This is a genomic window from Brevibacillus sp. IT-7CA2 (assembly GCF_949767855.1).
Classification (GTDB): domain Bacteria; phylum Bacillota; class Bacilli; order Brevibacillales; family Brevibacillaceae; genus Brevibacillus.
The window spans coordinates 75,739-99,092 of the sequence record NZ_CATKQT010000022.1; the positions used below are offsets into that span (position 1 = coordinate 75,739).

General features: G+C 46.6%; 21 protein-coding genes and 2 other annotated features. Of the genes, 14 read left to right on the forward strand and 7 right to left on the reverse strand.

Translation table 11 applies throughout. The features are described from left to right. Window positions 1-111: 111 nt before the first annotated feature. Window positions 112-1,500, reverse strand: coding sequence for an amino acid permease (locus ACM6JA_RS13280; RefSeq protein WP_414852664.1), 1,389 nt, complete (start codon window positions 1,498-1,500; stop codon window positions 112-114). Window positions 1,501-1,990: 490 nt separating this feature from the next. Continuing rightward, complete coding sequence (locus ACM6JA_RS13285) at window positions 1,991-3,409, reverse strand: sigma-54 interaction domain-containing protein (protein ID WP_414852665.1); 1,419 nt, start codon at window positions 3,407-3,409, stop codon at window positions 1,991-1,993. Window positions 3,410-3,605: 196 nt separating this feature from the next. Between ACM6JA_RS13285 and ACM6JA_RS13290 the strand changes: the two genes are divergently transcribed. Both ACM6JA_RS13290 and ACM6JA_RS13295 read left to right on the forward strand, forming a co-directional pair. Further along, window positions 3,606-4,817, forward strand: a complete 1,212-nt coding sequence (locus ACM6JA_RS13290) for an ornithine--oxo-acid transaminase (protein ID WP_414852666.1) — start codon at window positions 3,606-3,608, stop codon at window positions 4,815-4,817. Window positions 4,818-5,093: 276 nt separating this feature from the next. Next, entirely contained in the window at window positions 5,094-5,231 is a 138-nt protein-coding gene (locus tag ACM6JA_RS13295; protein ID WP_007725857.1) for a sporulation histidine kinase inhibitor Sda, read from the forward strand. 81 nt (window positions 5,232-5,312) lie between these two features. Here the strand turns inward: ACM6JA_RS13295 and ACM6JA_RS13300 are convergent, their stop codons facing one another. Beyond that, window positions 5,313-5,816, reverse strand: coding sequence for a hypothetical protein (locus ACM6JA_RS13300; protein WP_414852667.1), 504 nt, complete (start codon window positions 5,814-5,816; stop codon window positions 5,313-5,315). 406 nt (window positions 5,817-6,222) lie between these two features. On the opposite strand from ACM6JA_RS13300, the gene ACM6JA_RS13305 reads away from it, so the two are divergent. From ACM6JA_RS13305 to ACM6JA_RS13325, 5 genes are all read left to right on the forward strand, one after another. Beyond that, entirely contained in the window at window positions 6,223-7,749 is a 1,527-nt protein-coding gene (locus ACM6JA_RS13305) for an AbgT family transporter (protein ID WP_414852668.1), read from the forward strand. A gap of 132 nt (window positions 7,750-7,881) precedes the next feature. After that, window positions 7,882-9,051 carry a MalY/PatB family protein gene (locus ACM6JA_RS13310; RefSeq protein ID WP_414852669.1) on the forward strand — a complete coding sequence of 390 codons (1,170 nt, stop codon included), beginning with the start codon at window positions 7,882-7,884 and terminating at the stop codon, window positions 9,049-9,051. A 78-nt stretch (window positions 9,052-9,129) separates the two neighbouring features. Beyond that, window positions 9,130-10,062, forward strand: a complete 933-nt coding sequence (gene glsA, locus ACM6JA_RS13315) for a glutaminase A (RefSeq protein ID WP_414852670.1) — start codon at window positions 9,130-9,132, stop codon at window positions 10,060-10,062. A gap of 93 nt (window positions 10,063-10,155) precedes the next feature. Then, window positions 10,156-10,437: a YlaN family protein gene (locus ACM6JA_RS13320; protein ID WP_007725848.1), complete on the forward strand. Its 282-nt coding sequence runs from the start codon at window positions 10,156-10,158 to the stop codon at window positions 10,435-10,437. A 108-nt stretch (window positions 10,438-10,545) separates the two neighbouring features. Continuing rightward, window positions 10,546-10,786 (forward strand) — a binding site (T-box leader). A gap of 50 nt (window positions 10,787-10,836) precedes the next feature. Continuing rightward, window positions 10,837-11,074 (forward strand) — a binding site (T-box leader). 62 nt (window positions 11,075-11,136) lie between these two features. Continuing rightward, window positions 11,137-12,471 (forward strand): sodium-dependent transporter, encoded by a 1,335-nt coding sequence (locus ACM6JA_RS13325; protein ID WP_414852671.1) that lies wholly within the window; start codon window positions 11,137-11,139, stop codon window positions 12,469-12,471. 56 nt (window positions 12,472-12,527) lie between these two features. Here ACM6JA_RS13325 and cax read toward each other — a convergent pair whose 3' ends face one another. Continuing rightward, window positions 12,528-13,571, reverse strand: coding sequence for a calcium/proton exchanger (cax, locus tag ACM6JA_RS13330; RefSeq protein WP_414852672.1), 1,044 nt, complete (start codon window positions 13,569-13,571; stop codon window positions 12,528-12,530). 102 nt (window positions 13,572-13,673) lie between these two features. On the opposite strand from cax, the gene ACM6JA_RS13335 reads away from it, so the two are divergent. Then, window positions 13,674-13,934 carry a hypothetical protein gene (locus ACM6JA_RS13335; RefSeq protein WP_017247929.1) on the forward strand — a complete coding sequence of 87 codons (261 nt, stop codon included), beginning with the start codon at window positions 13,674-13,676 and terminating at the stop codon, window positions 13,932-13,934. A 60-nt stretch (window positions 13,935-13,994) separates the two neighbouring features. On the opposite strand, the gene sleB is transcribed toward ACM6JA_RS13335, so the two are convergent. Beyond that, window positions 13,995-14,771, reverse strand: a complete 777-nt coding sequence (sleB, locus tag ACM6JA_RS13340) for a spore cortex-lytic enzyme (protein ID WP_414852673.1) — start codon at window positions 14,769-14,771, stop codon at window positions 13,995-13,997. Window positions 14,772-14,921: 150 nt separating this feature from the next. On the opposite strand from sleB, the gene ACM6JA_RS13345 reads away from it, so the two are divergent. Beyond that, complete coding sequence (locus tag ACM6JA_RS13345; protein WP_414852674.1) at window positions 14,922-16,550, forward strand: thiamine pyrophosphate-binding protein; 1,629 nt, start codon at window positions 14,922-14,924, stop codon at window positions 16,548-16,550. A 71-nt stretch (window positions 16,551-16,621) separates the two neighbouring features. Then, the gene (locus ACM6JA_RS13350; RefSeq protein ID WP_414852675.1) at window positions 16,622-16,963 is read left to right on the forward strand and encodes an Asp23/Gls24 family envelope stress response protein; all 342 of its coding nucleotides are present in this window, start codon (window positions 16,622-16,624) and stop codon (window positions 16,961-16,963) included. Window positions 16,964-17,009: 46 nt separating this feature from the next. Here ACM6JA_RS13350 and ftsW read toward each other — a convergent pair whose 3' ends face one another. Then, on the reverse strand, window positions 17,010-18,179 hold the full coding sequence (ftsW, locus tag ACM6JA_RS13355) for a putative lipid II flippase FtsW (RefSeq protein WP_414852676.1): 1,170 nt from the start codon (window positions 18,177-18,179) through the stop codon (window positions 17,010-17,012). Between the two features lie 65 nt (window positions 18,180-18,244). Further along, complete coding sequence (locus ACM6JA_RS13360; RefSeq protein ID WP_007725836.1) at window positions 18,245-18,589, reverse strand: YugN family protein; 345 nt, start codon at window positions 18,587-18,589, stop codon at window positions 18,245-18,247. Between the two features lie 152 nt (window positions 18,590-18,741). Here ACM6JA_RS13360 and ACM6JA_RS13365 point away from each other — a divergent pair, with 152 nt between their 5' ends. The 4 genes from ACM6JA_RS13365 to ACM6JA_RS13380 all read left to right on the forward strand — a co-directional run bounded on the left by ACM6JA_RS13365 (window position 18,742) and on the right by ACM6JA_RS13380 (window position 23,350). After that, window positions 18,742-19,182, forward strand: coding sequence for a CBS domain-containing protein (locus tag ACM6JA_RS13365; RefSeq protein WP_414852677.1), 441 nt, complete (start codon window positions 18,742-18,744; stop codon window positions 19,180-19,182). 114 nt (window positions 19,183-19,296) lie between these two features. Then, window positions 19,297-20,334, forward strand: coding sequence for a MerR family transcriptional regulator (locus ACM6JA_RS13370; RefSeq protein ID WP_414852678.1), 1,038 nt, complete (start codon window positions 19,297-19,299; stop codon window positions 20,332-20,334). 397 nt (window positions 20,335-20,731) lie between these two features. Next, a complete protein-coding gene (locus tag ACM6JA_RS13375) occupies window positions 20,732-21,442 on the forward strand; it encodes a thermonuclease family protein (RefSeq protein WP_414852679.1) in 711 nt (236 codons plus the stop codon). 216 nt (window positions 21,443-21,658) lie between these two features. Further along, a complete protein-coding gene (locus ACM6JA_RS13380) occupies window positions 21,659-23,350 on the forward strand; it encodes a methyl-accepting chemotaxis protein (protein ID WP_414852680.1) in 1,692 nt (563 codons plus the stop codon). Window positions 23,351-23,354 lie beyond the last annotated feature (4 nt).

A 23,354-nucleotide genomic window follows, 5' to 3' on the forward strand; every position in this document is an offset into this window, starting at 1 on the left:
GAAATTGTCCGAATCTCATTGTAGTATTGCCAAGCCTATCGCATCGCATATATAACATGAAAAGCTTGCAGTTCCTTCTTGAAGAGGGGGCTGCAAGCTTTTCTTTTTGATTTACGCTTCGAGTTTCTTTTTAAAATGGAATTGATACACGCATATCGCAATGATCATGAACGGAACTCCGCAGTACAAGGCGATGCGCTGTTCTGGATCGAATGCCAAACTCACGAGAACGAGCAAGTTCAAGATCAAGGAAATCAAAGGCAGTATAGGGTACAAAGGTGTCCGGAACTTCAGATCCTCCAACTTGCCTCCATTTTTCAGGTAATGGCGACGGAAAGCGAGCTGCGAAGCGGAGATGGAGATCCAACCCACCTGTGCGCCGAGACCAGCGATTGACAACAGTACCATGAACACCGTATCTTCTGCAAAAATACCGGACAGAAGAGACAAGAGAGCGATTGCAAACGTAATCAACAAAGCGTTCATCGGAATCCCTTTTCCATTTACGGCCCCAAGCTTTTTCGAAGCCATTCCTTCTTTGGACAGGGAGTAAAGCATACGAGTTGCTGCGTACAAACCAGAGTTGGCCACAGACAGAAGTGCTGTCAAGACAACGAAGTTCATAATGTCAGCCGCATAAGGAATCCCAATACTGTCAAATACGACGACAAACGGACTTTCAATCACACCCGCCTGTTGGTGTGGAATCATCCCTGCCACGATGGCAATCGCCAGAATGAAGAAAACGAGTGTACGCCAAACCGTCGTACGAATGGCCTTCGGAATCGTCTGCTCTGGATTCTCACTTTCTCCAGCCGCAATCCCGATGAGCTCGGTACCTTGGAAGGAAAAGTTCACGGTGATCATCGTCATCACCAAGCCTGTGATTCCAAAGGGGAGAAGCGGGCTTTCTGTAAAGTTGGTGAGCATTGGTGCAGGCTGACCGTTTTTCAGGTCGATGAAGCCAAACATCGCTGCTCCACCCAAGATGATGAACAAGATGATAGCGCTTACTTTAATGCTGGAAAACCAGAACTCAGATTCACCGAACGCTCGAGCAGATAAAGCATTTAATAAGAAGAGCACAACACCAAAGATCGCGCACCACATCCAAACAGGTGAGTCAGGGAACCAACGCTGCATCAGCAATCCTGATGACAACAACTCTAAAGCAACGGTCACGGCCCAACCAAGCCAATACAACCAGCCTACACCAAACCCAAGTGCTGGGCTAACAAAGCGGGTCATATATGTTTGGAACGAACCGGCCACTGGCATGGCAACTGTCAGCTCGCCCAGACATAGCATAGTCAGGTACATGATAAAGCCGCCGACTAAATAGGAGAGAATGGCACCAACTGGTCCTGCCTGACTAATTGTATAACCTGATCCGAGGAATAACCCGGTTCCGATTACGCCGCCAAGAGAAATCATAAAGAGGTGTCTGCTGTTCATCGTGCGTTTCAATTGATTGTGCTGTTCCATGTTGCTTGTGGACATATAACCCTCTCCTTCACGCGAGTATGTTAAATGGATGTATGCGTTTTCAGGCGCGATAGCGATATATGCTCTGCAAGAATGATACCAAACGAAATACTTTATGAAAATATTATTTTTGAGGTATATACTGGCAAAAAGCGCAAAATGATTCGGCAGTTGATGCAAAATAATTAAAAAAACGCCAAATCTCTTGGCGTTTATTAAAAATGATAAGGTTAAAACTGACTGATTAAATAGCATCTAATAAGATTATCACGCAAGCTTTAGAAGGCAACGATAGTCGGAACCTTAAAAAGGGGACCACGCTTGTCGAACACTTCTTCCTCGAGAAACTTCCGCCCGTAGGGTGGCTTTGGATCGACGGGCCCCTTTTTGAAGTGGAGACGAGCAGTAAATCACCCTTGCGGGCGTGTCGGAGTCGAAGAAAACTGTGCTTTTTCTTCTCCTCCACTATGTTGACTCAAACCAGAATGCTCTTAAAAGGTACTCTTTATCCCTTAATCCCCAGCTTACGCAAACGATATTGCAAGCTCTGACGACTGATTTGCAATTCCTTGGCTGCTCGTGAAATATTTCCGTTATAGCGTTCCACAACATGGTGAATATATGCTGTTTCAAATTCTTGCATGGTTTCCTTCAACGGTTTTCCTTCGTCCACAAAAGGTAATGTGTGAGGGGAGGGTTGCTCGATTGCTACGGAAGCGGCTGGCGTACGACGCAAAAAGTGCAAGGGCAAGTGTTCATAGCGGATGCTTGATTCGTCAATCATCAGATTCATGGCCCCTTCAATCAAGTGTTGAAGTTCACGCACATTGCCAGGCCAGTCATGCTGGATAAAAAATTGCAGAACCTCGTCACTGATGCCTCTTACTTCCATTTGGAACAGCTCATTGTATTTCTCGATAAAATGGCTGACCAGCATCGGAATATCTTCCTTGCGTTCCCGAAGCGGCGGGAGAAATAACGTGACGACGCCGAGACGATAGTACAGGTCTTTTCGCAAATGCGAATTGGCAATTGCCTCAACAGGATCTTCATTGATAGCGGCAATGATTCGTACATCAATCGTCCGATCCTTTGTGTCACCAATACGTCTAATCGACTTCTCTTGCAGAGCACGCAACAATTTTGCCTGGAGTGGCATACTAAGCGAGTTGATTTCGTCGAGAAAAAGTGTTCCGCCTTCCGCTTGCTCAAACAATCCAGGTCGCTCCACTGCGCCAGTAAATGCTCCGCGAGCAGTTCCAAACAAAAGCCCTTCGATCAGGCTATCCGGAAGCGCAGCGCAGTTTTGTGAAATAAGGGGACCAGAAGCACGCAGACTGGCATTATGAATGCTTTGCACGAACAGCTCTTTCCCGGCACCAGTTTCACCGACTACCAATACGGATGAGGAGGTGCGTGCTGCGCGTTTGGCATTCTCTATGACATCGAGAATAGGACCGCTTCTCCCGATAATGTGCTCGAATGTGTAGCGTGACCCGTTTTTTTGAAGCAGGTTTTCTCTGATCAATCGTTCCATTTTGGTAACATCATTTGCGATTTCCATTGCGCCGATGACCTTGCCATTTTCAATGATGGGGAACGTATTGTTAATGGTTGAAATTTCTTTTTGCTTGTCATTGAAATACGTTTGGCGTGTATTGCGAATGCTATTTCCGGTACGCAAGCATGTGAGCAAGGTACTTTCCTGTCCAGACGGGAACTGAAAAACCTCTGCCAAAGGTTTGTGCAAAACGTTTTGTCTGGTCATCGATTCCAGCTCGGTCATTTTGGAATTGTAGACAATCGTTGTCCCGTCCGAATCGATGACATGTACACCTTCATTCATTCTGTCCAAAATATGTTCATAAATGCGCAAGAGAGTGTCAGTTGAAGAATTATGCGTAGAAGACGACACTGTGGTCACCAGCCTTTCCTTATGAGGCTATCATAGCATAAAGGGAATGAGTGCAAAAACATTATGCACTGCAAAAGAATATGAATGCGAGATGCAAAATTTTTTTGCTCATCTGATCGGATTGGATCGACTTTGTGGGGTTTTCCTGTTTGGCATCGTTCTTGCTAGATAATTTTAGCAAGTGATCTTGAAGGAGGCTAACGACATGAGTAAAACAAACGTGGTTATTGAACAAACAGAAAAATTTGGTGCGCACAACTATCATCCGCTACCGATCGTTATTTCCAAAGCAGAAGGTGTATGGGTACACGATCCGGAAGGCAATAAATATCTGGATATGCTGAGTGCATATTCTGCGCTGAACCAAGGGCATCGTCATCCACGTATCATCCAAGCTCTGAAAGATCAAGCAGATAAAGTAACGCTCACTTCCCGAGCTTTTTACAATGACCAACTGGGTGAATTTTACGAAAAGCTCTCTGCAGTGACAGGAAAAGAAATGATCCTGCCAATGAACACTGGTGCAGAAGCAGTAGAGACAGCACTCAAAGCGGTTCGTCGCTGGGCTTATGATGTGAAAAAAGTACCAGAGAACCAAGCAGAAATCATCGTATGTGAAGGCAACTTCCATGGTCGTACTGTCACAGTAACTTCCTTCTCTTCTGCAGAAGAGTACAGACGTGGCTTCGGACCATTCACGCCTGGTTTCAAAATCATTCCTTATGGCGATATTGAAGCGCTTAAGCGAGCGATTACACCGAATACAGCAGCATTCATGCTGGAGCCGATCCAAGGGGAAGCAGGCATCATCATTCCGCAAGAGGGCTACTTGAAGCAAGCACAAGAGGTATGTAAAGCAAATAATGTACTCTTGGTCAGCGATGAGATTCAAACGGGCTTCGGTCGCACAGGTAAAATGTTTGCCAGCGATTGGGAAGATGTAGTACCAGACATGTACGTAATGGGGAAAGCTCTTGGTGGTGGCGTGTTCCCGATTTCCGCAGTAGCAGCAGATAAAGAAATTTTGAGCGTATTTGAGCCAGGCTCCCACGGTTCTACCTTTGGCGGAAATCCACTCGGATGTGCGGTTGCTGTTGCAGCTATGGATGTATTGGCTGACGAAGGTCTTGTACAGCGCTCCCTGGAAATGGGCGCATATTTCATGGAGAAATTGAAAGAAATCAACAACCCGATCATCAAGGAAATTCGCGGTCGCGGTCTGTTCATTGGTTTGGAGCTGACAACAGCGGCTCGTCCATATTGCGAAAAACTAAAAGAACTGGGACTTCTGTGCAAAGAAACACATGAGACAACCATTCGCTTTGCACCGCCACTCGTCATCAGCAAAGAAGATCTGGATTGGGCAATTGATCGCATCAAGCAAGTTCTGCACGTGACAGAAGCTGCAAACGCATAATAGCAACGACAAAAGCCATCCTGTACAGGGTGGCTTTTTTTCTTGAGGGGTCATTATGACAGAATAGTCACATCATTCGTTCGACATTTTTCGACTGACTGTGGATAAATGGAAGAAAACATCCACAAAGGAAATGCTTGGATACTTATAAGTTACACACAATTTGCCCACATGTTACCAACAGGATGTCCACACTGATTGTGGATATCCGAACGATTGTTCGATACAAATGCTTCTGTTACAATGGGCTCATATTAAAGATGGAGGTGAGCAAAGGTGAAATACTTAAGTGACCAAATGTTGATAGAAGTATATCATCGAGCTGTCGACCTTCAACTAGATGCAGCGTTTATCGAATTGCTTCGCGAAGAACTACAGCATCGGAATATCCGTATCACGCAGTTCAGCGCCTAAGAGCAAAATCATCACACATACGTAACATATGGCAAAAGCCATCCTCTTTTTCGAAGGAGGATGGCTTTTGTTATCTTACGCTTACTTGGTAATAAACTCCAAAGCGGTAATTCCTTTGATCGGTGCTTCATTTGCCAGCAACACTTCCGGCAAATATAAGTACACAGGACCATCCTCTTTAATAGGCCTGCCGTCTTTGGAGAATTGTAGGATGGCTCTTCTTGCCTCAGCAAGTGGAAGAATGATCGCTTCCTGATCCTCGCGGTGAAGACGGACATGAGTCACCTCTGGTAGAGGCTCAGCATTTGTAATGAAGGGATCAAGACGGATTCCGTACTCGCCTTCGAGTACTTTACGTTCTTCGGCTAAGCTTTTTCGTTCGGAAGGAAGCGTAGCCCCCTCGCGCAATTCCTTATCCCACTGCGTCCCCGTGCCAGCCAAATACTTTGCTTGTGTTGCCAGCGAGCTATCATCTTCGCCCGAGTATGTTTTCAGATCGAATTTGCGTTCATCAAAAACCCAAACGGTTGGATCCAATGTAATGGGGAAAGCAATAGCCCCTTTGAACACGATAACATCAGACATACGTCATTCCTCCGTGATCATTCGTAGTCAATCTCTATATTACTATAGACTCGCAAATGACAGCAATTATCCAAAAAGCGAAAATTTCATAAAATAGTCTAAAAATTATTGACATGTATTTTATAGATTATATAATCATATTAGAAAGTTATTATGTGAGAGTGAACTTTGCCTGTGATATTTGAGTTCCTACTAAAAAGTTGGGGTCAGATAAAAGGCATTGTGTACAAGCCTTTCGATTCTTGTAAAGGCTTTCACGAGAAAAGGGAAGCTCACTTCGTCTTTCTCCCGCTGAACCATCAACGGCGATGAGCGCTAGAGAAGGAAGACCACATCATTCATCCCGAGGATGGTAGCAAAGCCGCAGAAACATTCAGGGAATTCAAACGACTTAGGGGGCGAAACTATGGCGAAAGGCACGAATGTGCAAGCAGAACTGATGAAGCAAAAAGGTATCCTAAAATGGATTGAAACGGTAGGGAATAAGCTCCCGCATCCATTTGTATTGTTCATTATTTTGTGTGGTGTATTGATGGTAGTCTCAGCAATCCTTGCAGCCATGGACTTTTCGGTTATGCATCCTGCTAAAGGCGAAGAGGTTGCCGTTAAGAGTTTGCTTAGCGTCGAAGGTGTTCACTGGATTTTAACGAGTATGCTGAAAAACTTTATTGATTTTCCAGCACTTGGTCTCGTTCTGGCGATGACGCTTGGAATTGGACTGGCAGAAAAAATCGGTCTTTTGACGACTGTTCTACGCAAAATGATGGCAGGCATTCCGGCATCGGTTGTCAGTTATGCAATTGTCTTTGTCGGTATATTAGGAAATCTTGCTTCGGATGCAGCCATGGTTATTATTCCTCCGCTTGGCGGTCTTGTGTTCTTGGCAATGGGGCGTCACCCGATTGCAGGTTTTGCAGCTGGTATGGCTGGTGTATCCTCCGGTTTTACAGCGAACTTTTTCATTGCCGGTACAGATGCTCTCTTGGCAGGGATCAGTACCGAAGTAGCGAAAACGATTGATCCGAATGCAATGGTTACACCAGTAGATAACTGGTTCTTCATGTCAGCTTCCGTTGTCATCCTCGCTTTCATTGGTGGATGGATTACCGATAAAATTATCGAACCACGCCTTGGCACGTATCACGGCGATCGAAATGTACAATTTGAAGAAGTAACTCCTCAAGAAAACAAAGCACTGCGCAAAGCGGGTATCGCAGCGTTGATTTTCGTAGTCATTGTAGGATTGCTGGTCGTTCCAGAAGGTTCACTGTTACGTGATCCAAAGACAGGTGACTTCTTGACATCACCGTTTTTGAAAGGGATCATTCCCATCATCCTGTTGTTCTTCGTGACCGTATCGTTTGTATACGGTAGAGCAATGGGACTGATTAAAACGTCGAAGGACATTCCGCATTACATGTCCGAAGCAATCAAGGATATGTCCGGCTTTATTGTGTTAGCGTTTACAGCAGCGCAGTTCATCGCGTTCTTTAACTGGAGCAACATTGGTATTTTGATGGCTGTCAATGGCGCAGAATTCATGACAAACATGGGCTTGACGGGTTTGCCGATCATTATTGCCTTCACACTTTTTACAGGTATCTGTAGCTTGTTTATCACGAGTGGTTCAGCGCTGTGGGCGATCCTGGCACCTGTATTCATGCCAATGCTGATGCTGTTAGATTACAATCCGGCGTTTATCCAAGTCGCATATCGGATTGCAGACTCTGCAACCAATACGATCTCACCTGTGAATCCGTACATCCCGCTCTTCCTGGCTTTCTATCAGAAGTATAATAAGAATGCAGGAATGGGAACGATTTTCTCTACCATGACTCCATTTGCAATCGTTTTCTTGGTTGTATGGATCTTGCAATTGACAGCATGGTACTTCCTGGATCTCCCATTTGGTCCTGGCGTATACGCTCGCTAATCTATTCTTTAGTAAGAAGAGAGTTGCTCATCAGGGCGGCTCTTTTTTTCGTACACCAGAAGCTTGGACAATTGGAAAAAGACGGTTTATGCTGTCTGTATGTATGTGAAGGGAATAAGGGAGGGAACGACCGTGTACGATTTTGATCAGCGCATCGAACGCAAAGGGACAGATAGTGTCAAATGGGAGATTCAGAATCCAAAAGTGAACGGAGAAGGAATGCTTCCGCTGTGGGTAGCGGATATGGATTTTGCTTGCGCTCCTGAAATTACGGAGGCATTGATCAAACGGGCGAGTCACCCGATATACGGATACACTTTGAAGTCAAATGCCCTTTATCAGAGTTTGAAAGAGTGGATACACAAGCGATTTGGTATAGAGGTAGAAGTGAGTTGGATGACAGGGATACCTGGAGTCGTTCCCGGCATACACGTAGCGGTAGAGGCGTATACAGCCCCAGGAGACGGTGTCTTGATCCAGACGCCTGTGTACCATCCTTTTTATCATGCAGTCGAAAATCGCGGACGTCATGTCGTTACCAGCCCACTGTTGGAGCGTGATGGCCGTTATGAAATGAATTGGGATGATCTCGCACAAAAGCTGAGCGACCCGCGGGTGAAGCTCATGCTGCTCTGCACACCGCACAATCCGATCGGGCGAGTATGGACCAGAGAAGAGTTGGAGCGCTTGGGAAGATTGTGTGTAGAAAATGGCGTGCTTGTGGTTGCCGATGAGATTCATTCGGATTTGGTCTATGAGCCAAATGTTCATACGCCTTACTATTCGCTGGCACCGGAATTAGCCAACCAGAGCGTTACCTTTCTATCAGCCGCCAAAACGTTTAATTTGGCTGGTCTGTATACTTCCTATTTGATGACAGAAAATCAGCAGTTATTGCGGAACTTCTCCATCACAGCGTCCAAAATGGGCTATGAGAATCTGAATCTGTTCGGGATGGAAGCAACGATTGCTGCCTACCAACATGGAGAAGCATGGCTGGAAGAACTGTTGATCTATTTACGTAAGAATGCTGCCTATGTGCATGAGTTTTTATCGACTCGTATTCCTGGGGTATCCATGGCCATTCCGGAAGCGACATACTTGGGGTGGATGGATTTTAAACAGCTAGGACTTAGTCAGGCGGAGTTGAACAAGCTCATTCGCGAGGATGCCAAGCTTGGCTTACATGATGGCACAACGTTTGGGCCGGATGGTGCAGGGTTTATGCGAATCAATTTTGCTTGCCCGAGATCGATTCTAGTCGAAGCGATGGAACGATTGGAGCACGCCGTGCAGAAGTAGGGATAATTTGACATGTCCCATGTAGAAATCTACAATCGAATCTGTATACATCGACGTAATAGACTGAGGGGTTTTTCGATGGATTTGAAACAAGCGTCCGAACTGTTGGAGCAAGTACGCAACCAATCACTTGCGTATACAAACAAGGGGAGTGTAGCTTCTTACATTCCTGAATTGGCAAAAGTCGATCCACATCAATTGGGAGTGGCTGTATGCTTGCCCGATGGGACGATTCTTTCTGCTGGTGATGCAGATGTGCCTTTCTCGATGCAAAGTATCTCCAAGATATTCTCTCTGATCGTCGCCTTATGCCAGAACGGGAAGGAACACGTGTTTCGGCATGTGGGAAAAGAACCAACTGGAGACCCGTTTAATTCGATTATTAAGCTGGAGACGACCGAATCCCATAAACCACTGAACCCGATGATCAATGCAGGAGCCATTGCGGTTGCGGGCATGATTCACGGTGCCAACGTAGACGAACGGCTAGATGCTGTGATGGCTTTAATGCGGAAAATGACGGGGAATCCTCATCTTTCTATCAATCAAGCTGTTTATTGTTCTGAAAAGAAAACGGCTGATCGCAATCGTGCCCTCGCTTGGTTTCTAAAGGACAGCGGCATTCTGGAAACGGATGTAGAAGAGACGCTTGATCTGTATTTTCGCCATTGCTCGATAGAAGTGACAGCGAAGGAAGTAGCTACACTAGGGATGGTGCTTGCAGCAGACGGAATTCTCGTGAATACGGGTGAGCGAGTGATTCCAGAAGAAGTAGCGCGAATCTGCAAGACCTTCATGGTGACTTGTGGGATGTACAATGCCTCTGGTGAGTTTGCGATTGACGTAGGAATCCCAGCGAAAAGTGGGGTTGCCGGCGGTATTATGGCAACAGTACCACATCGTATGGGGATTGGTGTGTTTGGTCCAGCTTTGGATGATAAAGGAAATTCAGTGGCCGGTGTCAAGCTGTTGGAACTGCTTTCAAAAGAGTGGAAGCTTGGTATCTTTTAGCTTCTTGCAGTTGATCTGCCTTCTCCCCTTTTCAAATGGCCCAGAATCGCGTACTATGTATGATAAGGATGGAGGCAAACGGAGGGATAGGTTTTGACAGAAATTAAGGTTCCCGATCTGGAACAAAAAGCGCTAGCGTTGCTTCAAGCAGACGCCGACAAAATTTACAAGCTGATCGACGTACAGATGGAAAACCTGACCATGCCGCAGTGCCCACTGTATGAAGAAGTGCTGGATACCCAAATGTTCGGGCTTTCTCGTGAAGTAGAGTACGCGGTCCGCTTAGGACTGATTAGCGAAGACATTGGTCGAGAAATTATGGGTTCATTGGAACGTAAATTGGCCCATCTTCATGAACTGTTTAATCAAAAGTAAGGCGAGGAGAGCGGCGATTATCCTCGCTTTTCATTTTGTTGAAAGAAAAAGTACTTGCCTATTTCGTATATTTATATTAAATTAAAGTCTATAATTTTTTATTAATTTTGAAATGCAATGATGGAGACTAGTATGCGGAATCACCGCTTGTCAGGGAGAAGCTGCCTTAGACTGGAAGCAGCTTTGAAGCGCGCCCCGTAGAATTCCCTCCTGAGCAGCCCTCTTAATGGCTTTTTGCCTAGTAGGAGGAATCGGGTCATTCCCGTTATCAATGATGGAGAGAAGTGCGTAGGGAATCTGTATCCCGTGCACTTAATCAGGGTGGTACCGCGAATAACTCGTCCCTTTTTTGGACGGGTTTTTTTTATTTTCGCAAGACGCCCAACAATCGAATCATAGAAACAAGCAAGGAAAGAGACTAGTAAACGGACCTGCTGCATGACAGGGAAGGCTGCCATAGATTGAGAGCAGCCTGATGTAAGCCCCGTTGAATTCACTCTTGAGCTGATCTCTGAACGCAGGCGCCGCCAGTAGGAGAGTCCGGGTCATTCCCGTTATCAATGACGAAGCGAGGCATCGCCAATTGGGGATGTCTAAGTAGGGTGGTACCGCGAGAAATGAATAACTCGTCCCTTTTTGGGGCGGGTTTTTTTGTATCCATTTTTGAGCATAAAAGAATATCTTTGGAGGTTGAAAACTATGAAACAAGCCGAACAATGGACGAGCAGGCTCGGCTTCATCTTGGCAGCAGCAGGCTCGGCAATTGGACTGGGGGCCATTTGGAAATTTCCTTATATGGTTGGAACGAGCGGTGGTGGAGCGTTCTTTCTGCTATTCATCATCTTTACGCTAGCAATTGGTCTTCCGCTGTTGCTAGGAGAATTCACAATCGGACGCAGTACACAAAAAGAGGCGATCAGTGCGTATAAAACAATTGCGCCAGGGTCACTCTGGCATTGGATCGGTCGCCTTGGAGTGATCACTTGCTTCTTGCTCTTGTCGTTTTACAGTGTGGTGGGAGGCTGGATTCTTAGTTATCTTCTTCGCGGGTTTACTGGTCAATTGCAAGGGCCAGCTTATGATAAAGTGTTTGGTGACATTATCGGTGATCCTGTTGGTGCAGTAGTTGCCCAGTTGGTTTTCATGCTCATTACCGCATGGGTAGTAGCGAGAGGCGTACAGAGTGGTATTGAGTCTGCTAACAAGTACATGATGCCTGGTTTGTTCCTTTTATTCATGGTATTGATGGTTCGTTCCTTGACGTTGGATGGGGCGATGGAGGGCGTTTCCTTCTTTCTGAGTCCTGATTTTTCCAAGCTGACTGCTGAATCGATCCTGTACGCATTGGGTCAATCCTTTTTCGCACTGAGCGTCGGGGTGTCCGTCATGGTCACGTACAGCTCGTACCTTGCCAAAAACGAAAGTCTGGTTCGTTCTGCTGGATCGATTGTCAGTTTGAATCTGCTCGTATCGCTGTTTGCCGGTTTGGCGATTTTCCCTGCAGTCTTCTCCCTTGGAGTAGAGCCAACAGCAGGGCCGGGATTACTGTTTATTGTACTGCCTTCTGTGTTTGAACAAATTGCCTTCGGTAGCATTTTTCTGTTAATCTTTTTGGCTCTTTTCCTTTTCGCTACATTGACTTCGGCTTTTTCGATGATGGAAATTATCGTAGCTTCTCTTGCAAAGGGGGACGAAACGAAGCGTAAGCGTCTCGCTTGGGTGATTGGTCTGTTGATTTTTATCGTTGGTGTTCCGTCGGCTTTGTCATTCGGAGTATGGAGCGAAGTTACGCTGTTCGGCAAATCTATCTTTGATGCGATGGACTTTTTGGTCAGCAATATCTTGATGCCGTTGGGAGCGCTGCTCATTGCGATCTTCGTACCGCTGAAAATGAAGCGTGAGACCTTGATCAACGAGCTGGGGGCCCATACTTCTCTGGGCAAACGCATGTTTATCATTTGGCTTCTCCTGATTAAATATGTAGCACCTATCGCGATTCTTGCGGTTTTCCTACAAATGCTGGGTATCTGGTAAAAAAACGAAAGGCTTCGCCACAAAGGATGGCGGAGCCTTTGTTTTGTTCTTGCGCCCTACGCGAAGAAAAAGACTGTACCCAAAATAACATACACCGTCAACAGAAGTACGCCTTCAAACCAGTTCGTAGCGCCATCCCGTGTGATGGAAATGGTAATAAAGGTAGCAACTCCGATCGCAGCCAATTCAAAGGTAGTGAACACGATGTCCATAGGATTGCCTAGCAAGAGACTGATGATGACGAGAGTGGGGGCTACGAACAAGGCAATTTGCAGGCTGGAGCCGATCGCGATTTCGACTGCTGCACCGATGCGTCCTTTTAGTGCCAAAAGCAAGGCAGCGCTGTGCTCTGCGGCATTCCCAATGATCGCTATGACAAAAGCACCGACGAATAACTCCGACCACCCTAACGATTCGGAGACATGCTGTACACCCTCTACCAGCCATTCTGAGACAACGGCCACGAAAAAGGTGGAGACAGCAAGCATCAGGAGAGAGATACCCTTCGACCATACCGCATCACTTTCTTGTGGCTCGATATCCGATAAAAAATCGCTGTGTGTAATCATCGAAAAGATGAGCCACAAAATGTAAGCAATGATGAGCAGGCTGGCGATGACGATGCTGATGATCTCCACCTTGATCATAGGCAGATCGAACATGAAGACTGCCGGTATGAACAAAGCGACGATCGCGAGTGTCATCAGCGAAGCATTGTGACTTGCCAGCCTGCTATTGAAGGTTTGTTCCTTGTACTTGAGACCGCCTAGTAACGTGCTCAAGCCAAGAACCAACAACATATTTCCGATGATCGCACCCGTAATAGAGGCTTTGACCATATCGAATAAGCCTTCTTTCACAAGAAAAAAAGCAATAATGAGCTCTGCGGCATTTCCGAAGGTAGCGTTAAGAAAGCCGCCGATTCGGTCCCCAGCATAATGGGCGACGCTCTCTGTCGATTTTCCGAGCCAAGCCGCCAAAAAAATGATGGCAAGTGAAGCCGTGACGAATTGGAGCATTTCATTTCCAGAAAAATAGTGGGCGTAAAGAGCTAACAGCATGCTCCCGCCTACTAATGAGAAAAAGAGTTTCAAGTTCATATCATCACCTCAGCAGTTTTTACTCATCCCTAAAACCTCATAGGTATAGAGTTCCTGTTCTGGACAAAACTAACCATGAACAAGAAAAGTGAGGTGTTTTTTATGACCCAGCCTTTGTTATGCCCGACATGTAAATCGAATCGGATGAGGTTCACTGTCATCGAGCAGACCCCTCGCTATATAAGACTCGACCCACAGTCAGGCGAAGTCGTAGCAGAACTCCATCAAGAACAGCTCGATATGTTTCACCAGCCGTATAAAGGTGAGAACTACATGATACAATGTGGAGTTTGTGGGACCACAGAACCGGAAGAGCGATTCGTCAAAATGGCCCAGCATATGCAATCGCAACGTTCGAAATGAAACTAGAAAAGGAAAACAGGCACGCAGCTTACGACTGTCGTGCCTGTTTTTTATGGAATGCTAGCGGCAAAAAATGTGTCTGCCGATCTTTTTGATTTGAGGGCGGCTCCAAATCCAACCGGATGTAGCTGTATCCGGGTTGAAATAATAAATGGCTCCGTCTGATGGGTCCCAACCTTTGAGCGCGTCATTCACTGCTTTTTTTGCCTGCTCGTTCGGTGTTAGCCAAATCTGACCATCCGCCACAGCTGTAAAGGCACGAGGTTCGAAGATAACGCCCGCGGGTGTATTGGGAAAGGCTGCGTTCTTCGTCCGGTTTAGAATGACAGCCGCCACTGCCACTTGGCCAATGTAAGGCTCTCCACGCGATTCTCCGTAAACGGCATTCGCCATCAAACGCAGGTCATTCTCCGATATTCCGGCTGCGTGATACGTAGGCTTAGAAGGCTTAGGAGGCGTAGAAGGTTTCGATGGTGCAGGGGTTGCGGTTTGTGGCACCCCGAGATCAGAAGCAGTGGGCTTATAATTTTTCGTTGCGTTGTACAGCTTTACTTTCGTCTGCGCTCCGAGGACACCGTCTATGGTTAAGCCAAACTCATACTGAAAGTTACGCAACGCCCAATAAGAACGCCACCCGAATACGCCGTCTACTTTGCCCGTATAAAAACCAAGGTGCTTCAAGCGATACTGCATCTCACGCACGTCTGAGCCTTCTTCTCCTACTTTGACGATCTGCTTACTGAATGCATCTGAGCGCAACGGAGATACCATAACCGCAGTCGTAACCAGAAGTGCGAATACTACTACAGCTAGCAGCCATTTGACAGGCTGTTTCATTTCTTACCCTCCTTCGGGTATGGATTTGAATATCAGTTGATTATTGTTAGGTTCTCCAACTTCCGTCATTTTGGCCTTAGTAAAATATTGGAGAATGCGTAGACTACGAGTAATGTATTTGCACTTTAGTTCTGGAAGGGGAAGATTTTGATGCAGGTCGCGCAATATTTGACGGAACAATTGATCAGATGGGGAGTAAAACGAATATACGGGGTGGCAGGTGACGGAATCTTTGCGTGGCTGGATCAGATCGCGAAGCAATCCCACATTCAATACATTGCTTGCAAGCATGAATCTGCTGCGGCCATGATGGCAAGTGCGGAAGCAAAACTGACGGGAAATCCGGCTGTTTGTACCGCGACTATGGGGCCGGGTTTCGTCAATCTGCTGAATGGACTAGCAGATGCGCATACAGATCGCGTACCTGTCATTGCGATTACGGGTCAAGTGGAGACATACAAGCTGGGTGGTGCGTACAAGCAGTTTATCTCACAAGAAGACATGATACGTCCCATCAGTTTTTATTCGACGACGATTACGCATCCAGATGCAATCCAGAGTGTTCTGCACAAAGCATTTGTCACGGCTATGCAGCAAAAAGGAGTGAGCCATCTCTCCATTTGCAAGGACGTCTTTACGCAAACGACTTCAGATGCTGTTCTTCCAGCACTTCCACGCATTCCACATGCCATTTATCCTGATCGGATGGAGATCGAGCTCGCTTGCGAGCAGGTTGTGAAGGCGCAAAAGCCTCTCATACTGCTTGGTATCGGTGCCCGGAAGTCGGCAGATTCGTGTGTAAAGCTAGCGGAACAGCTAGGGGCAGGCGTGTTGCTGTCGCTCGGAGCAAAAGGGGCGGTAGATGAATCTCATCCACTTGTGATCGGCGGATGGGGAGAGGGAGGCAGCGAAACAGCTTTGCATGCCTTAGCGGAAGCCGATTTGTTGCTGATTTTGGGAGCGAGCTGGTTCCCGCGCGCTTTTTTGCCAAAGAAACTGTCCGTCATTCAAGTAGATCATCAGCCTGGATCGATACATGCACATCCTTACCTCCAATCTGTCACAGCTGAATTGGACGATGTCCTGCCTATCTGGATGAGACGCTTGCAATCGCGCAGGCTGGGCGATGCGTGGCAGGAACAGATCAAGCGGTGGCATGGAGAATTTGGCGAGGAGACAGAGCATGCGATCATTCAACATGCGAGTGAGCAAGTAAAACCACAAACCTTAATGCATACGCTCGGGGGCGTGGTCAATGAAGATGCGATCATCGTCCTAGATACGGGTGAGCACACGATCTGGTTTAATCGGGCGTTCCGTGGGAAAAAACAGACCCCACTCTTCTCCGGGAAGTGGCGAACGATGGGATTTGGGTTGCCTGCGGCTGTGGCTGCAAAGCTAACTTATCCGGAGAAGCAGGTCGTCTGCGTCGCTGGGGATGGGGGATTGCAAATGAATCTGGCAGAACTTATGACAGTGGCTGAGCTCCAACTTCCGATTGTGATTCTCGTGGCGAACAATGGGACATTAGGATTGGAAGAGGTCAAAATGAGTCAGGCGGGCTTGATCCCTTTTGGAGTGAAATTGCGTAATCCAGATTTTCAACAATTGGCGAATGCTTGCGGAATCAGTGGCAAGGTCGTCAAAGAGGTACAGGCTCTGGAGCCGGTATTGCGGGAGGCACTTGCTGCAGATCAGTTGACACTCGTTGACATTCATTGCACATCTCCGACCCTAACGGAGAGAAAAAAACAAATTTCCTTCCAAGCCCAAGCATGATTTGTTTATAATAAAAAAAAGGCAAAAGAAACCAGTGGGGGAAGTACGAAACGGGCGAGGAGGGCGTCCTGATGGCTGACAGGCTTGGCGAAATCAGAGTAGCAGATCAGGTGATCGCGATCATTGCTGGCGTTGCTGTAGAAGAAGTGTTGGAAGTCACAGTTCGTTCAGGCGGAATCTATCAAGATTTGGCGAAAAAGCTGAATGGCGGCTCGAAAGGCATTACCGTATCCGTAATAGACGACAGAGTCACCATTGACATGCGTGTGTCCGTCCGTTATGGGGCGCAGATCCATCACGTCTGTCACGCCCTACAGGAAAAAGTAAAAGAAGCAGTGGAAGCATTGACTGGTCTTTATGTGGAAGCCGTGAATGTACGGGTGGAAACAATCGAGCTCCTTCGAAATGAGTAAGCAAAAAGGGGTACTGGACGCATCCGGTATCCCTTTTGTTTGTTTCTTACATGGCATAGGGTTGTTTTTGTAATTGCTCTTCTACCTTTTGGCGACTGACTTCCCGCGAAATACTGAGCAAAAAGCCAGTGGCGAGCAGACATACGAGTAAAGAGGAACCACCATAACTGATAAACGGCAAAGGTACACCTGTCAATGGAATCAAACCCGTTACTCCGCCAATGTTTAGGATCGCCTGAATGGCGAACATGCTGACAACACCGATTCCTGCCAGACTGGCAAAGGTGTCTTTTACGCGCAGACAAATATGGATGCCGCGCAGCAGGAAAAGCAATAAGATCAAGAGGAACACAGAGGCACCGATAAAACCAAGCTCTTCAGTCATGATCGAGAAAATAAAGTCGGTATGCCTCTCCGGTAGATACAAATATTTTTGAATGCTTTTTCCAAATCCTGTCCCAGTCAGACCGCCATGTGCAATTGCAATCCAGGATTGAATGATGTTGTAGCCAGTGCCATCCATATCACTCCACGGATTGAGATAGGAGTAGATCCGATTCAAGGCATGGGGCTTTGCTGTGATGTATACCAATAGTGCAACAGTCACAGTTGGTGCACCGAGACCGACTAGATGACGGATTTTGGCCCCACCACAGATCATGACAATCAAAGCGCATCCGAGCAAGATGGCGGCAGAACCTAGGTCGGGTTGGACTACAATCAGCATAAAAAACATCCCTGTTACCATCAGTGGCGGCATCAAACCAGATTTCAACTTTTGTATCCCGTTCCCTTTTTTGGAGATGATCGCTGCCAAGTACAGAATAAGGCCAAGCTTGGCAAACTCCGCAGGCTGTATGGTTGCAGAACCGATTTCAAACCACGATCGTGCTCCGTTAACTTGCTTACCAATCCCTGGAACAAGAACCAGGAGCAAAGAAAAGAAGCTGACGAGCGCAATCAATAAGAAATTTCTCTTATAAAAGGAGAAGGGAATGTTCATGGCCACCAGCATCCCAACAACACCAACCAGCAAAAAAACCGATTGACGCTTCACGAAATAAAGCTCATCTCCGCCACAATAATCACAGCCGCCGCTTGTAAAACTGGTCAACGCGAAAATGGAGCTGGAGCTGAGCACCATGGTTATCCCAAACCCAACAAGTAGGGCGGTCAAAAACAGGAGCAAGAAGTCAGGTACGCCCCTCGTCTTCATAAAAATACCCCCTCTACGTGAAACAGAGAGGGGATTCCTCTCTGTACACCGTGCCATTTCATTTTTTAGTGTGAGGACAGCTTTTCGCCCAGCATTTGCAGCTTCAATTTCGCTGTTTTTACAACGGAGTCTGGCATTGGGTAATCGTAATCCAGACCGTGTGGGAAAAGATGTTTGCCCATATAAGGATCTTCGAGCTTCAGGACGGCGTGCGTATCCTCAAGTTTGCCTTCTGTCACGTTCGCTTCGATGCGCAGGTAGAAGACAGTGCCTTTATCGTGGATTTTATAATCGTATGTAGCATGCTTGTAATCCCAGGCGCCGCGATCAAAGCCGAGTTCGCTCATGTAGTGCTCCAGATCGGCGAAAAAGACTTCTTTCGTGCCAATCCCCGTGTCCTTAATGACCATTCTTTTTCCTCCTAAAAATGGGTGAGATATTCACTTATTAATCATAGTCTGTTTTTGGAAGAAGCGCAATATATCATACTCTTTCTTGCGCATGAAACGATAGGTGAGAGGACAAACTACAATCGTTGATTAGCAAAAGGAGGAGAATGAAAATGGCGAAGCTGGAAAATCGCACATTGCGCGAAATTATGACAAAAGATGTCGCTACTGTGACGCTTAAGGATAATGTGTATGAAGTGGCTTGCAAAATGCGCGATTGGAATGTAGGAGTCATTCCGGTTGTGGATGAAAAAGATGATGTGATCGGGATCATTACGGACCGCGATATCGTCATTCGTGGCTTGGCTGAAAAGCATGAAGGCTCGGCCGCCACAGAGGTCGTCATGACACGAGACATTATTCTTGGGCAACCTGGAACAACTGTCGATGAAGCGGCTAGGATCATGGCCCAGCATCAAATTCGTCGTCTGCCTGTTGTCGAACATGGCAAGCTGGTCGGAATTGTGGCGTTGGCAGATATGGCTGTTCGTCAGTTTCACCAAGATGAGGCGAGTGACGCTCTCCAGCAAATTTCTGAGCCGGCGAGACATTAATAAGATAGAAACGAGCTGTCGGAAAGAATCCGGCAGCTTTTTTTCTTTCGTTCTGTACATTCACGCAGCGTCAAGGTTTATGATAAGGAAAGAATGATACAGGGAGAGAGTTCCATGCAAATCAAAGACATGGCCCATCGCTTGCAAATAACCCCGCGTGCGATTCGATATTATGAAGAAAAAGGGTTAATCAAGCCATCGAAAGCAGATGCGTCCGGGTATCGCCAGTTCACAGAGGAAGATGTCTGGAGGCTGCAAACCATCATTACACTCCGCGAGGTCGGGATGGCGGTAGAAGACATTCGGGAGCTCCTGATTCAAATGAAAGATCAGGAAGGAAGTCTTCTCCATTATTTAGAGCTGCAGCGTTCGTTTATGTATACAAGGTGGGTAGAAATGAGCAAGGTCATTCAAACGACAGAAGCGATGATTGAGCGGATAAAGGGTAGAGAATCGATTGATCCAGGAGAACTGTTTACACTGGCAGAAGCGAACAAACGATTGAAGCAGACACGAGATAACTGGGTGGATCGATGGAATTTTAATGAATGGGCGGACCGCTACGACGAATGGGCACATGGCGGGAATGGTCATGAATCATACGAAAACGTTCTGGATGAGGTCGTTGCGACAGTTGCGGTCAAACAGGGAGAGTGTGGTCTGGATGCCGGAACGGGTACAGGAAACCTCGCAGGGCGTCTCGTGAAAAAAGGAGCCAGGATGAGCGGGTTCGACCAATCTCCGCAAATGCTAAAGCAATGCAGAGCGAAACACCCAGGGGTCGAGACGAAGCTGGGAACCTTTTTCGCATTTCCGTTTTTAGAAAACCGATTTGACTTTGTGGCTACGAGTTACGCCTTGCACCATTTGACGGATGATCAGAAGCAGCTCGCCTTGGCGGAATGTCGTCGTGTGTTAAAACCAGGGGGACGGTTGGTCATTGCCGATTTGATGTTTGTGGATCAGACGCATAGACAAGCTCATCTTGATGCTCTAGAGGAGGCAGGTCATACGAGAATGATAGCAGATATTCAGGACCGCTGTTATGCCGATCGCTCTCGATTGCTACAGGAGCTTGCCAATCTTGGTTTTACGAATGAAGTAAGACAGCTAGGTACCTATACGCATTTGATCTTGTCTACTTGTAAGTAGTACATTTCCTGGAGCGGTTTTTCAAAAAGTCGTCTTTTGAACACGCATTTCACTTTTGGGCTCTTCCAACTACTGGCACGCGTCTAGCCTTTTGCATAGGCTGTAGCGAGACGGAAAGGAGGACTCCACCATGGGTCTGTTCGACGGTTTTTTTGATCGCGAAAACGAGGAATTTATATGGATTATTATTGTCGTGGTCGTCCTGTTGTTCTTGTTTAGCGCCGATCGTGACTAAATCTGGACGTATAGACAAAACGACCTTGCGTGAAGGTCGTTTTTTTCGTTAGGAAAAACGTTCTATCTTGAACGTTTGTACTTTTTTCTCTCCTATTGACCTGCGCTGGCAAATCCACTACGCTGGAAAACAATGCAACGTAAGAAGAGGAGAAGGAAGTCTATGAAACGATTAACCATATATCTGTTCGCACTGGTTCTTTTGCTATCGGCATGTGGATCGTCCGGCCAGCCAGAAGCTAACGGGGAGATAGATGCTGTGATCAAACGAGTGGTTGATGGCGATACATTCGAGCTGGACAGCGGGGAAAAAGTCCGTATGATTGGCGTAGATACCCCAGAGACAGTAAAACCCAACCATCCAGTCGAACCGTATGGGAAAGAAGCGAGCAATTACTCTAAAGAGCTTTTAACTGGCAAAAAGGTCAAGCTGAAGTTCGATGTCGAGCCCTATGACAAATACAAGCGTTTGCTTGCTTACGTATATTTGGAAGACGGAACCTTTGTCAATGAAAAGCTCGTTCGTGACGGCTACGCGCGGATCATGACAATCCCACCGAATGTAGCCCAAGCAGAGCTGTTCCTGGCAGCAGAGCGGGAGGCGCGGGAGCAGAATCGCGGACTGTGGGCTTTAGAAGGGCAGCAGACAGAGGCTCCTAAGGAAAAAGCCAAGTCAAAAAAACAGTCCAATAACAATACCGCCGCAGACACCGCGCCACCAGAAGGTAAGACTATCAAGGGCAATATCAACAGCAAAGGCGAGAAAATCTATCACGTTCCAGGCTCCGCTAGCTACGAGCAAACAAAAGCGGAGATGTGGTTTGCGACGGAGGAAGAAGCGCTGCAAGCAGGCTTTCGGGCGCCAAAACGATAAGATATGTAAGAAAAAGTAGCTTCATAAATGGATAAGTAAGCCTCGTCCGCCATGGCAGTCGGGGCTTTTTCATTGTCGAAAAGAATTCCAAAAATGTTACAGAACGATGTTGTATGATAAAAAAGGTCAAAAGACCTATAGAAAATGCCGTTACATAAGAGGAAGGGATTATAAAAAGGGATAATTCGTAGAATAACGATGGAGGAAACAACTATTATGAAGTTGACGGTAAGGAAAAAGCTATTTTTAGGATTTTTGGCAGTGTTATTACTTTTAGTGGCAGTAGCAGGGATTGGTTTTTCTCAGATTTCTTCCATCGATTCCCGTTATGGGAGGATGATTGAAGACCGAGTTAACAAGGAGATGTTGTCCAAGGACATTATTGCAAGTGTCAGTGAACGACAAAAGTATGCGCGCGGATATGTCATTGTAGGCGATGACAGCTACCTGACGGGGTATACAAAAGCAAATGACCATTATAAAGAGCTTACAGCAGAACTGTTCAATTTGGGCATGACTTCTGAAGGGCAAAAACTCGTCACAGAGATGAACGAGCTGCATGCCCAACACGAGGAAATTATTGATCGGGTTGTAACCTTAAAACAACAAAATAAAGTAGAAGAGTACACGCGCTTGGTTAGAGATGAATGTACGCCAGTCGGCGAATTGTTTATTCAAAAAGCCCAAGAATTTGTTGCTCTCGAACAGAAGCTATTGAAACAAGATATTGCCGAGCTGGATAGCGGTATTCAATCTACGAAGCTCCTGGTTGTCTTGCTTAGCTTGCTTGCTCTTTTCACAGGAGCAGGTATCGCCTTCATGATTGGACGTGCCATTTCTCACCCCGTTTTGCTGATTACGAATGCAGCCGAACAAATTGCCGCAGGGAACTTGGCCTCAGCAGATATTCAAATCAAGAATCGCGACGAAATTGGTGAACTGGCCCGCCATTTTTCCCAAATGAAGCATAATCTGCAAGATTTATTAGAACGAGTCTCCTTCCATTCACAACAAGTAGCCGCCTCCTCCGAGGAATTGACAGCCAGCTCCGAATTAACACGTCAGACAGCAGAGAACGTATCCCAATCGATCCAAGGTATTGCAGCAGGTGCTGAGCAGCAAGTAAATGATGCAGAGAATGCCACACAGATTGCCGTTAGCATCTCGCAAGTTATGCAACAAGTATCAATGAGTATGGATCATGCGATCAGCTCATCCATTGAAGCGAACAAAACAGCAACCGAAGGCAATGAAGTGGTTGCCAAATCAATCGAACAAATGAATGAGATTAATCAAAGAGTGAGCTCTTCTGCCGAGGTGGTCAATATGCTCGGAGAAAAATCCAAAGAAGTCGGTTCAATCGTTTCGATTATTACGGAAATCGCGAGTCAAACGAATTTATTGGCGTTAAATGCAGCGATTGAAGCGGCGAGAGCGGGAGAACAGGGAAGAGGATTCGCAGTTGTAGCAGATGAAGTTCGCAAATTAGCAGAACAGTCCGCGCAAGCAGCTTCGCAGATCGCTTCCATCATCGGGGATATTCAAAGAGATACGGAAAAGGCGATTCACGTCATGAGTCAAGGGGACGTAGCAGTTAAAGAAGGAGTCATCATGATCGAACAAGCTAGGGTTGCCTTCTATAAAATTTTGGGAGTAGTAGACGAAGTCTCGAAAAGAACACAAGAAATGTCAGGACAAATTAATGAAGCCAATAACGGAACTGTTTCCGTTGTGGAATTTATAGAGGGAATTGCGCATGTTTCAAGAATGGCAGCGGAAAACACGCAAAGCGTAGCTGCTTCTGTACAAGAACAAACAGCTTCTATGGAACAGATTACAACCGCTTCCAGTACACTCGCCGAAATGGCAGAAGAGCTGCAGCATTCCATTCGTAAGTTTCAATTGTAATGCG

Coding starts and splice junctions, on each gene's coding strand:
- ACM6JA_RS13335 (WP_017247929.1), top strand. CDS start 13,674: ATGACCCAGCCTTTGTTATGCCCGACATGTAAATCGAATCGGATGAGG.
- ftsW (WP_414852676.1), bottom strand. CDS start 18,179: ATGAAGACGAGGGGCGTACCTGACTTCTTGCTCCTGTTTTTGACCGCC.
- glsA (WP_414852670.1), top strand. CDS start 9,130: ATGGATTTGAAACAAGCGTCCGAACTGTTGGAGCAAGTACGCAACCAA.
- ACM6JA_RS13375 (WP_414852679.1), top strand. CDS start 20,732: ATGAAACGATTAACCATATATCTGTTCGCACTGGTTCTTTTGCTATCG.
- ACM6JA_RS13365 (WP_414852677.1), top strand. CDS start 18,742: ATGGCGAAGCTGGAAAATCGCACATTGCGCGAAATTATGACAAAAGAT.
- ACM6JA_RS13325 (WP_414852671.1), top strand. CDS start 11,137: ATGAAACAAGCCGAACAATGGACGAGCAGGCTCGGCTTCATCTTGGCA.
- ACM6JA_RS13290 (WP_414852666.1), top strand. CDS start 3,606: ATGAGTAAAACAAACGTGGTTATTGAACAAACAGAAAAATTTGGTGCG.
- ACM6JA_RS13305 (WP_414852668.1), top strand. CDS start 6,223: ATGGCGAAAGGCACGAATGTGCAAGCAGAACTGATGAAGCAAAAAGGT.
- ACM6JA_RS13360 (WP_007725836.1), bottom strand. CDS start 18,589: ATGGTCATTAAGGACACGGGGATTGGCACGAAAGAAGTCTTTTTCGCC.
- ACM6JA_RS13350 (WP_414852675.1), top strand. CDS start 16,622: ATGGCTGACAGGCTTGGCGAAATCAGAGTAGCAGATCAGGTGATCGCG.
- ACM6JA_RS13280 (WP_414852664.1), bottom strand. CDS start 1,500: ATGTCCACAAGCAACATGGAACAGCACAATCAATTGAAACGCACGATG.
- ACM6JA_RS13370 (WP_414852678.1), top strand. CDS start 19,297: ATGCAAATCAAAGACATGGCCCATCGCTTGCAAATAACCCCGCGTGCG.
- ACM6JA_RS13380 (WP_414852680.1), top strand. CDS start 21,659: ATGAAGTTGACGGTAAGGAAAAAGCTATTTTTAGGATTTTTGGCAGTG.
- ACM6JA_RS13300 (WP_414852667.1), bottom strand. CDS start 5,816: ATGTCTGATGTTATCGTGTTCAAAGGGGCTATTGCTTTCCCCATTACA.
- sleB (WP_414852673.1), bottom strand. CDS start 14,771: ATGAAACAGCCTGTCAAATGGCTGCTAGCTGTAGTAGTATTCGCACTT.
- cax (WP_414852672.1), bottom strand. CDS start 13,571: ATGAACTTGAAACTCTTTTTCTCATTAGTAGGCGGGAGCATGCTGTTA.
- ACM6JA_RS13345 (WP_414852674.1), top strand. CDS start 14,922: ATGCAGGTCGCGCAATATTTGACGGAACAATTGATCAGATGGGGAGTA.